Annotated in this window: 8 protein-coding genes; 1 reads left to right on the forward strand and 7 read right to left on the reverse strand. The window is 56.4% G+C overall.

Annotated features, from left to right (window positions below):
• Positions 1-9 precede the first annotated feature (9 nt).
• The 5 genes from ACR0D9_RS02245 to ACR0D9_RS02265 form a co-directional block, all read right to left on the reverse strand.
• The gene (locus ACR0D9_RS02245; protein WP_480537519.1) at positions 10-774 is read right to left on the reverse strand and encodes an SDR family NAD(P)-dependent oxidoreductase; all 765 of its coding nucleotides are present in this window, start codon (positions 772-774) and stop codon (positions 10-12) included.
• A 91-nt stretch (positions 775-865) separates the two neighbouring features.
• A complete protein-coding gene (locus ACR0D9_RS02250; protein WP_209504353.1) occupies positions 866-2,179 on the reverse strand; it encodes a TRAP transporter large permease in 1,314 nt (437 codons plus the stop codon).
• Positions 2,176-2,760, reverse strand: coding sequence for a TRAP transporter small permease (locus ACR0D9_RS02255; RefSeq protein WP_480486114.1), 585 nt, complete (start codon positions 2,758-2,760; stop codon positions 2,176-2,178). Before ACR0D9_RS02255 ends, ACR0D9_RS02250 begins: the two co-directional genes overlap by 4 nt.
• Positions 2,761-2,818: 58 nt before the next feature.
• Complete coding sequence (locus ACR0D9_RS02260; protein ID WP_480476338.1) at positions 2,819-3,859, reverse strand: TRAP transporter substrate-binding protein; 1,041 nt, start codon at positions 3,857-3,859, stop codon at positions 2,819-2,821.
• A gap of 338 nt (positions 3,860-4,197) precedes the next feature.
• A complete protein-coding gene (locus tag ACR0D9_RS02265; RefSeq protein WP_480486113.1) occupies positions 4,198-4,641 on the reverse strand; it encodes a MarR family winged helix-turn-helix transcriptional regulator in 444 nt (147 codons plus the stop codon).
• A gap of 135 nt (positions 4,642-4,776) precedes the next feature.
• Here ACR0D9_RS02265 and ACR0D9_RS02270 point away from each other — a divergent pair, with 135 nt between their 5' ends.
• Positions 4,777-6,702 (forward strand): FAD-dependent monooxygenase, encoded by a 1,926-nt coding sequence (locus ACR0D9_RS02270; RefSeq protein WP_480537520.1) that lies wholly within the window; start codon positions 4,777-4,779, stop codon positions 6,700-6,702.
• A 167-nt stretch (positions 6,703-6,869) separates the two neighbouring features.
• Here ACR0D9_RS02270 and ACR0D9_RS02275 read toward each other — a convergent pair whose 3' ends face one another.
• Positions 6,870-7,880 carry an Ldh family oxidoreductase gene (locus ACR0D9_RS02275; RefSeq protein WP_480537521.1) on the reverse strand — a complete coding sequence of 337 codons (1,011 nt, stop codon included), beginning with the start codon at positions 7,878-7,880 and terminating at the stop codon, positions 6,870-6,872.
• Between the two features lie 31 nt (positions 7,881-7,911).
• Positions 7,912-10,341 (reverse strand): GcvT family protein, encoded by a 2,430-nt coding sequence (locus ACR0D9_RS02280; RefSeq protein WP_480537522.1) that lies wholly within the window; start codon positions 10,339-10,341, stop codon positions 7,912-7,914.
• Positions 10,342-10,630: the final 289 nt, after the last annotated feature.

A 10,630-nucleotide genomic window follows, 5' to 3' on the forward strand; every position in this document is an offset into this window, starting at 1 on the left:
GGGAACTCCTTACCGGGGCGGCAGACGAACGGCGCCATCAAGTCGAATAGTGGTGCCATTCAAAAACGGGTTTTCAACGATCTGTTCGGCGAGCATTGCGAACTCACGCGCTTCGCCAAGGCGGGCCGGGAAGGGAATGTTCGCAGTGATCTTGGCACTGACCTCTTCCGGCAAGCCTTCCATCATTGGCGTGTGGAACAGGCCAGGTGCGATGGCCATCACCCGAATCCCCGACTGCGCGAGCTCCCGTGCGGCAGGCAGGCACATCGAGGCGATTGCCCCTTTGGATGCGGCATAAGCGGCTTGACCCAATTGACCGTCCTGCCACGCAACCGACGCCGTGTTGATGATCACACCGCGTTCACCGTCAGCCAACGGGTCGAGACCGGCCATGTGTCTCGCCGCGTGGCTCATGACGTTGTAGGTGCCAAAAAGGTTCACGCGCAGAGTTTTCTCGAACACGTCGAATGACAGCTTGCCTTCGCGCCCGACGATCCTGGCCGCCATGCCGACGCCCGCACAACTGACAGCGATTCTGGGCGCCGACCCGAAATGGGATACTGCCGTCTCAAACGCGGCACTGACGGAGGCCTCGTCACTGACATCGGCTTGCAGGGCAAGGCCACCAATTTCGTCAGCGACTGCCTTCGCACCGTCAGCATTGAAATCCAAAACGGCAACCTTTGCTCCGCTGGTGGCGAAATGCCGTGCCGTTGCAGCGCCCAACCCGCTTCCGCCGCCGGTGACCAGCGCGACACATCCACTTAACTGCATGGTGCTCTCTCCAATTTAGTATGCTCAATCATTGTTGTATCTCATACCTATTTTCGGATGGGCCTTCTCCGGACCGCTGTTGGTGTCTAAGCTAGGGGATCAGGAACAGGGTAATGGCTGGAAACAGCACCAGGATCATGACCCGAATGATGTCAGAGGTGACGAACCACATCACTGCCTTGTAAGTTTGGGTCATCGGGGTTGAACGATCCATAGCGTTGATAATGAACAGATTCATTCCGACCGGAGGGGTGATCAGCCCGACCTCGACAACGATCAGAACCAGAATACCGAACCAGATGGCCACATGTTCGGGGCTCATGCCGAAATCCAGTGCGCTGATGACCGGAAAGAAGATCGGGATTGTCAGCAGGATCATTGACAGGCTGTCCATCAGACACCCGAAGATCAGATAGAACACCAGGATCAGGCACAACACCATCCACGGGCTGAGCCCAAGTCCAACGACCCAGCCAGACAGTTCCTGCGGTACCTGAGTGAGCGCTAGGAAACTGTTATACAGCCCTGCGCCCAACACGATGAAGAAGATCATCGCCGTGCTTGAGGCCGTGGCAATGATGCTTTCGACGAAGACCTGCCAGTTCAGATTGCCCGAGATCAGAGCGATCAACCCGGTTCCCGCCGCCCCCACGGCTGCGCCTTCGGTTGGGGTGAACCAGCCAAGATAGATGCCACCAACAACAAGGCCAAAAACCAGCAGGACAGGCCAGACATCCAGCAGTGCCCGTACGCGTTCAGGATATGGGATCGCTTCGCGGGTGCCGGCGGCGTCAGGATACATGCGCACATAGATCGAAATCGTGATGATATAGCCGAGCGCTGCCAGAATGCCGGGGACAAAGGCCGCGAGAAACAGCTTGGCGATATTCTGTTCCGTCAGGATCGCATAGATCACAAGGATCACCGAAGGCGGGATCAGAATGCCCAATGTGCCGCCAGCAGCAAGCGTTGCGGTCGAAAACCCGCCGGAATAGCCGTAGCGGCGCAGTTCGGGCAGCGCGACACGGCTCATCGTCGCGGCGGTGGCCAGGGAGGACCCGCATATTGCGCCAAATCCGGCACAAGCGCCAACTGCCGCCATGGCGACGCCTCCTTTGCGGTGGCCCAACCAGCTTTCAGCCGCTTTGAACAAGGCCGAAGACATGCCCGACAATGTCGCGAACTGCCCCATCAGCAGGAACATCGGAATGATCGTCAGCGAATAGCTGGAGAAGGTAGAGTAGGTTTCGGTTTTAAGCTTGGCCATGAACATGCTGGTGCCACCCATGGCAAAATACAGCCCGCCAATCCCGCACAGCAACATGGCAAGGCCAATCGGTGCGCGCAGGAAAATCATTATAAGAAGTACGGGAAAGGACACGTAGCCCAGTTCGAGCATGGTCAATGTGCGGCCTCCCCGCGATAGGGCAGGATATGACGCCCGGTGACAAGCTCGATGACCTGCGCGACGGCGCAATAGACAGCAACAAGTGATGCGACAAGGGCGGCAACAAAGCTTAGCCCATAGGCCCACCAAACAGGAAATTGCAGCAGAAAGGTCGTTTCACCATAGTCCAGCTTGTTTTGCATGCCGACAAACAGGCGCCATGTAATCAAAAGGATGACAAGCGACAGGACGATTTCCCAGAACGTGATGATCACCTTGTTCACCTTAGCCGGAAGGGCGTTTGTGAATACATCGACCGTGGCGTGAGAGCCGTAGAGCTGGCAGATCGGCAGGAACGAGAATATGGCGAATGCAACGCCGGCTTCGACCAGTTCAAAATCGCCATTCACCGGCCCGACGCCCGATGCAATCAGCGCATTTGCCGCTGCTTCCGACAGTGACGTCAGAATGTCCGAGTGACCCAGCGTGTTCAAGCCGCGCCCCAGCACGCTGACACAGGTCAGCAGGACCAGCGCAGTCAGAACCACACCGCCGAGAACGGCCATGAAGCGCGCGATGCGCTCAACCAGTTTCTGCATGATCAACTCCAAAGGGATTGCTCTCCCAGCGGGAAATAGCGCCGGAAGAGCGACCGGATCAGTTGCCGGAGTATTGCGAAATCAGTTCGAGCGCGCGGGCGCGCAAGCCGGTTCCGTCCAGACCTTTTTCATCCATCTCGGCGATCCAGGCGTCAGTGGTCGGCTGTGATGCTGCCTTCCATTCCGCAACCTGTTCCGGGCTCAGGGTGATGATGTTGTTGCCGCGTTCCATCGCTTGCTTGTGTGGCCCGTCATCATCGGCCTGCATCTGCTTGCCTGCGAAGGCCGAGAATTCAGCGCCCGAGTTGGCGTCGATGACGGCCTTCAGATCATCCGGCAATGCATCCCAGCGGTCCTTGTTCATCGCGAAGATGAAGGTGGTGGTATATAGCGTGTCATCGCCAAAGGTCGTGTGGTTTCCGACCAGTTCGTTGACCTTCAGGGCGCCGGTCACTTCCCAGGGAATCACAGTTGCGTCGATCACGCCTTTAGACAGCGCTTCAGGTACCGCGGGAACAGGCATGCCAACCGGGGTCGCCCCAAGCGAGCTGAAAAGGCCGTTCGTTACGCGTGTCGGTGCGCGCAGCTTTACACCGTTCAGATCTTCGATGCTTTCGATCGGCTCCTTTGAATGGATCAGACCGGGCCCGTGCACCCAGAGCCCGAGAACTTTGAATTGCTTGAAGTCATCGTCCATCATAGTTTCTTCGGCCAGATCCCAATAGGCGCGTGAGACGGCTTCTGCATTCGTCATGGTGAACGGCAGTTCGAACACTTCGGTCCGGGGAAAGCGGCCCGGTGTATATCCGGACACCGTCCAGACAATGTCGGCCACACCATCAATGGCCTGGTCGATCAGTTCGGGGGGTTTACCCCCAAGCTGCATGGACGGAAACCTTTGAATTTCGATCCGGCCATCCGAGTCCGCTTCGACCTTGTCGGCCCAGACATCCAGAACGTTCTTGGGTACGTTGGCTTGTGCTGGCAGGAACTGGTGCATCCGCAGTGTCACTTCGGCCGCAATGGCAGTGGTTGACATGGCGCCAAAAGCAATCGCCGCCACTGCAGATTTGAGTATGGTTCTGCGCAAGTTGGTCATGGTCTCCTCCCTAGATGACCTATGAGTATCATCCCCTGTTCATGATTGCTCATATTAGTTATGTTTTATAACGATTTTGATCCACTTTCTTAGTGTTTGGTTTCAGGTCCTTTTCGGAAAACAGAATGCTCACACATGTGAACCTTTTCGTCGAAACGCTACGCAACAGACAGGTTATGCGCGGACGCCAAGTTATCCTCTCAGGATTACATTGCCCTCGGTTGGCTCAAAGGTAAATTGAGATTTCTTAGATTTTAGTTTCTGTTTTCGGTAACTAAAGCGCGAAAACGGTGGATTTGCTTTCCCTGTTTCAATTGGACCAGCGCCCGCGGTGGAATTCAAGACCGTGTGTTATCGTCGGTGACAGCTTCAACTGCCTTGCCTGCGAGCTTCAGGAAAGTTTCGCGTTCATTCGGAGTTAGCCCTTCGAGGATCTCATTTTGCAGGTCAATTACGACTGGCGCAGCTGCCGCTAGGATGTCTTTTCCTTTTTCGGATAAGGTGACCTCTCGCGCGCGTCTGTCACGTTGACTGACCGAGCGTTTGACGTAGTTTTTCTGCTCCAGCCGGTCGATAACCCCGCCGATTGTTGCGCGGTCATAGGCGATTTTCGCTGCGACTGTCGCCTGATCAATGCCGGGTTCGGCGCGAATTGTTTCAAGTGCTGCGTACTGAACGGATGTAAGGTCGATCCCGGCCTCCTGCATCCGGACCGAGAACACGTGGGTTGAAATCTGATTGAGTCTGCGGATGAGGTGACCCGCCATTCCGTAAATACTCATTCAAAACCTCCGAAATCACTTTACGCCGTCACTTTTTCAGAACTACCGCGGCAATTAGTGAGTGTACATATCTTTGTTGACAGGAATTAGTAAGTATAGTTATTAAGCTTGCGTGAACCTGCGGAGGAGGGGACAATGCAATATTACGTTGATGGATTTCGTCCGGGTGATCCGGATATCAAACCGGCTGCGTTCGGTCACCACAACCACCCCACAACCCTCCCCGAAAAGGTTGATGTTCTGATCGCGGGTTGTGGACCGGCCGGGCTTTGCCTTGCGGCGCAACTGGCCGGGTTCGCCGAAGTTTCGACAATGATCGTGGATCAAAAGCCGGGTCCGATGGAGAAAGGCCAGGCGGACGGTGTCAACGTCCGTTCGATGGAGATGTTTCAGGCGTTTGGTTTCGCTGAGAGAGTGAAGCGCGAAGCGTATTGGGTCAACCAAACGGCATTCTGGACGCCCAATCCCGCATACCCGGACCACATCCGCCGGGCGGGCACGGTGCAGGACGTGGCCGACGATCAATCCGAGATGCCACATACCTTGATGAATCAGGCCCGGATTCATGAGCTGTTTCTGGACGTGATGAGAAACGCTCCAACGCGGCTGCAACCCCATTACGGGCTTCGTGTCAGCGATTTGACGATTGATACCGGTTCCACGGATCACCCTGTCAGGGCAGAGCTTGAACGCCTGGGCGAAAATGGCGACGTGGTTGAACGGCTTACAGTACGTGCGAACTATGTCGTAGGCTGTGACGGTGCACGCAGCAAAGTGCGCAGGGCTATCGGGGGTAAGCTGCAAGGCGACGCAGCACACCAGGCGTGGGGCGTTATGGACATATTGGCGAATTCCGATTTTCCCGATTTGCGGCGGAAATGCCTTGTTCAATCGGCTTCGGAAGGAAACGTTCTGATCCTTCCGCGCGAGGGCGGATACTTGTTCCGAATGTATGTCGAGCTTGACAAGCTGAACCCGGATGAGCGGGTCGCCAACCGCAATCTGACGGCTGACCATATCATCGCTGCCGCGAACCGGATCATGCGTCCTTTTTCCATCGACGTAAAAGAAGTCGTTTGGTGGTCGGTCTACGAGATTGGGCATAGGTTGACCGACAAGTTCGACGATGTCCCGCAGCATGAAATTGCAACACGCACCCCGCGCGTGTTCACGGCGGGCGACGCCTGCCACACGCATAGTCCCAAGGCAGGTCAGGGGATGAACGTGTCGATGGGCGATACTTTCAACCTGGGCTGGAAACTGGTGCATGTGCTGATGGGAAGGTCAAAGCCTGACCTTCTTCACAGCTACTCGGCCGAGCGTTTGCAAGAGGCCAAAAGACTGGTCGAAACCGACCATAGATGGGCCCGGATCATGAGTGCGCCACCGGGCGAGTCAGAGCTTGACGGCACCGACATGCCCCGATTTCAAAAACAGTTTATTGAAAATCTGGAATTCACTGGCGGGCTTTCGGTTCACTATGGGCCTTCGGACTTGGTCGCCGAACCGGTTCACCAGCATCTGGCGCGTGGGCTGGTTATAGGCAAGCGATTTCATTCCGCACCAGTTGTCCGGCTTGCGGATGCCATGCCTATGCAATTGGGACATGTGGCCGAAGCGGATGCGCGTTGGAGGCTCTATGCCTTCGCTGGACAGGGAGACGCAGGTACGCAAGGCGGATCGATCCATCACCTTTGCGAGGCTTTGCAAAGCGATCCGAACTCTCCTCTGCGACGGTTTGCGCGCCCATACGAAGACATCGACGGTTTGATAGACCTTCGGGCCATCTTCCCGCAGGATTTCAAATCGCTGAATTATGAAGATATGCCGTCTCTTTTGAAACCCGAGAAGGGCAGGTACCGCCTGCGCGACTTCGAAAAGGTTTTTTGTGTTGATCACAAAAGGCGCGAAGACATCTACGAAATGCGCGGAATTGACCGGATAAAGGGCTGTATGGTCGTCGTCAGGCCGGACCAATATGTGGCGCATATCCTGCCATTAGAGTGTCACGCTGACCTGTTTGACTTCTTCTCCAGGCTGTTTGTTTCGGGCGGCGGTTGATAAGTGCGACGTCTTAGACCGCAATGGACAGAGGCTCCGGGGGGAGAATGGATTGTTGCATCGGTGCATGGTTCGGCAAGATTACCGCCTGGGCAAATCTGGATTGGCGCTTGAAGCCGCCCGTGTCGCAGGAAGGCTCTCTAGCCAGTCAGCTAAGCGCGGGTATTTCAGGACGCGTTTAACGCGGCCAGAACCTCGGTGCTCACCACAACACCGTCAGCCTCGGCTGCCGCCCGTTTGGCCAGACGCCCATCACCCGGAACACGGGCGTTCCCATTGCCGACAATTTCTGCGCAAATGCGCGCGATATATTGATTGAAGTCCGCGTTGCCGAACCGCGTCGGATCAATCGCTATCAGTGTCGCACCGCCTTTGATGTTAAGGGCTCCGAACGTCTCGCGTTCTTGATTGTCCACGGAAAGGGTTCCACCAGCCAGGGCGGCACCCAACACCTCAACCATGAAAGCGATTGCGGCGCCCTTGTGCTCGCCAAAAGGTAACAGGCTGCGGGTTTCCAGGATGGCGTTCGGGTCCGTACTGGGTTGGCCGTCAGGATCCAGCCCGGAGGGGCGGGGCAGGTCGTGCCCCTCGGCTGCGGCCATGCGGATATCCATCAAAGCAACCATTGAAGACGCCTGATCCCAGACTATCGGCGCACCGTCCTCGCGCGGGCAGGCAAAAGACATCGGGTTGGTGCCAAAAACCGGGCGCACCCCGCCTTGCGGCACCACCATGGACAATGAGTTGATCACGGCGAAAGCTACCAGACCAGCCTCGGCCAGCGGTTCGGTGTCAAACCGCAACGCGCCCAGATGGTGGCAATTTGCGCAGGTGAACGCGGCAATGCCGTATTCCTGCGCCATTTCGATCAACGTGTCGCGGGCTTCTGCTGCGGCGACCTGATAATATCCGTTATCGGCATCACCGCGCAAAACGCCCGGGGCAGCCTTTTCTACCTTGGGTTTCGCATTGCCGTTTGCATAGCCCGAGGTGAAGCTTTGGACATAGACCGGTAGCATACGCAATCCGTGGCTGCGCGGTCCGTCCCGCTCGGACCGGGTAACAATGTCGGCCAAAATATCGCTGCCCTGTGCATTAACTCCGGCAGAAACAAGTACGGATTTCGCCAGCGCCCGAACCTCGGCAAGAGTAAGCGTTTTGGTCGATTGTTCGGTCATCATTTCAAATCCAGTCTTTTTACTTCAGGGGTTAGGCACGCGCACGCGCGTTGGTGGGATCAACGGCGCAAGTATCGATCACCTCGGCATCGCGCATTTCGTAATGGACCAACACCTGCATCCTTGTACCCGGCGCGGTCATATCGTTTGGTACAAGTGCCATCGCTATGTCGTGGTTGCAATAATAAGAGAACCCACCCGACGTAACGCGCCCGATCAGTTCACCGTTTGCATAAACACCCTCATCGAACATCACCGATGTTTCGCCAAAGGGAAGCTTCAACGTGACCAACCGTTTGTGATTGCCCTCGCTTCTCTGCTTCTCCAGCGCCGCTTTTCCGATGAACTCGCGCCCCTCGGTGACGACAAACCGATCAAGGCTGGCCTCATACGGTGTCATGTCCTTGCAAATCTCGCGGTTGATGGCGCGATAGGACTTTTCAAGGCGCATGGACTCCAACGCCTCAAGCCCGAAGGGTTTTACACCGGCTTTCAAAAGCAGGTCGACAAGGTGTCGGTTATACCCGACAGGATGGTGCAGTTCCCAACCCAGCTCGCCTGTGTAAGATACCCGAAGCAGGTTTACGTCTTTGGCATAGCCCGCTTCACCCTTTTGCGCAGAGAGCCAGGGAAAAGCAGCATTCGACAAATCGTTGTCGGTCAGCGGTTGCAAAATCTCGCGCGCCTTGGGACCGGCCAGAGCGATCACACCCAACTGTTCCGAAACGTCTTCAAGGATAACCGATTGATCTTGTGGTAACAGACGTTGCAGCTGATCCCAGTTATAGGCGCGCCAATTCGGGGTCGAGACCAGATAGAAATCATTCTCGGCATAGCGGACAACTGTGTATTCTGCATCCATGCCACCATTGGGGTTTAGCAAAAGCGACAGGCTCATCCGGCCCACCTTGGGCATTTTGTTTGCCATCAGACCGCCCAGCCACCGCGCTGCGCCGGGTCCGCGTACAGTAAACTTGGTCATCGGCGACATCTCGATGAACCCGGCCTTTTCGCGGGTGGTACGTACTTCCTCCTGAACGCGTTCCATGTGGTTGGTGCGGCGGAAAGAATGTTCGGGGATCGCCTCTTGCGGCGATTTGGCGAACCAGCGCGGGAATTCATAGCCGTTGAAGCTGGTCCAGACTGCGCCGTGCGCCGTCAGCAGATCGTAAGACCCCACGGTTTTCATCGGACGCGCGTTCGGGAAATCTTCGCCGGGGATATGCGCGTTCATATGTGTGCCCCAGGTTTCGCGAACCTTATCCATGGTCCAGCGTTTGGAGGCGTAGTCAGAGAAACGGCGCGGGTCCAGTTCCGACATGTCCATGCCCGGATCACCGTCGACGATCCAGCGGGCCAGACGTTCGCCCACGGTGCCGCCCCACAGAATGCCACCGGGCATCCCTTCGGCCAGCCACAGGTTTTTGTACCCCGGCGCTGGCCCGGCAAGTGGCAATTCGTCCGGCGTCATTTGGAAGGGGCCGCGCGTGTTCGCCTTGATGCCCACCTCGCCAAGCACTGGCACCCGTTCGATTGCCCGTTCCCATTGGGTTTCCACGGCATCGAAATCCTCGGGCAAGAGGTCTGCGCCAAAGTCAGGTGGCACGCGGTCTTCGGCAAACAGTTTCAGGTCCTTGGTGAATTCATAGGGCCCGAACTGAATGCCACCGACATCTTCGCGCAGATATGCGCCGTAATCCTCATCCCGCAGGATCGGGAACTCGGGCAAACCCTGCGCGCGACGTTCCTTGAGCAGTGGAACGGTTTCCGTGGTCCAGTACTGGTGAACGATAGGAATGCAGGGCAGGTCCAGCCCAACGCGCCGGGCATTTTCACGGGCATAGTTGCCGGTGGCAAAAACCAGATGCTCGCACGTGATCTCTCCCTGATTGGTGGTCACTTTCCAATGACCGCTTTCCAGCTTTTCATACGCCTGTGCTTCGGTGTTCTGATAGACTGTGGCGCCCGCATCCCGCGCCAGCTTTGCCATTGCCATGGTGATGTCGGCCGGGTTCACATAGCCGTCCTCGGTATGCAGGATACCGCCGCGAATATGCTCGGACTGGTTCAGAAGGGGATGAACATCGGCAATTTCCGCGGGCGTCAGCAGTTTGCAGGGCACACCTGCAGCCTCGGCAATCGAGATATATGACTGGAATTCATCCCAACGTTTCTGGGTGTTGGCAACGCGCAGCTGACCCACTTTGCGCAAGCCTACCGACGTACCCATCTTCTGTTCGACTTCTGAATAGATGCGGATGGTTTCCATCGTCATCTTCGACACGTTATGGGACCGCACGAAGGTGACCAGCAGACCGGCGGCATGCCAGGTCGAGCCTGAGGTCAGTGTGGTCCGTTCCAGCATCACCGCATCGCTACAGCCGTGCTGTGTCAGACCGTACAGAATGGACGCGCCCACACATCCGCCGCCAACGACAACAACTTTGGCATGTGATTTCATTCGCCGATTTCCTTCTTGCGACTGATCATGGTGTCAGAAGCTCTGCCTGCCCGAAATCAGTAAGATGAGAACATTCCGAAGTTTTTACGGAAACATGTTGCCAGACAATCGCAAAAAATTTCTCCCGCGGCTTAGTTCAGGTCACCTCTTATCGGGCACCTTCGTATTGGTCGCTGTCTGGGTCCGGGTCATTCAGTGCTGTCCAGGACGACATCATTTTTATATTCCTTGTCTTGTTTCACCTTGTGATGTTAGCGCAAACTGTGCCAGTGAAACCTGATGCCTTTGC

This window comes from Ruegeria sp. AK11 (assembly GCF_056541095.1).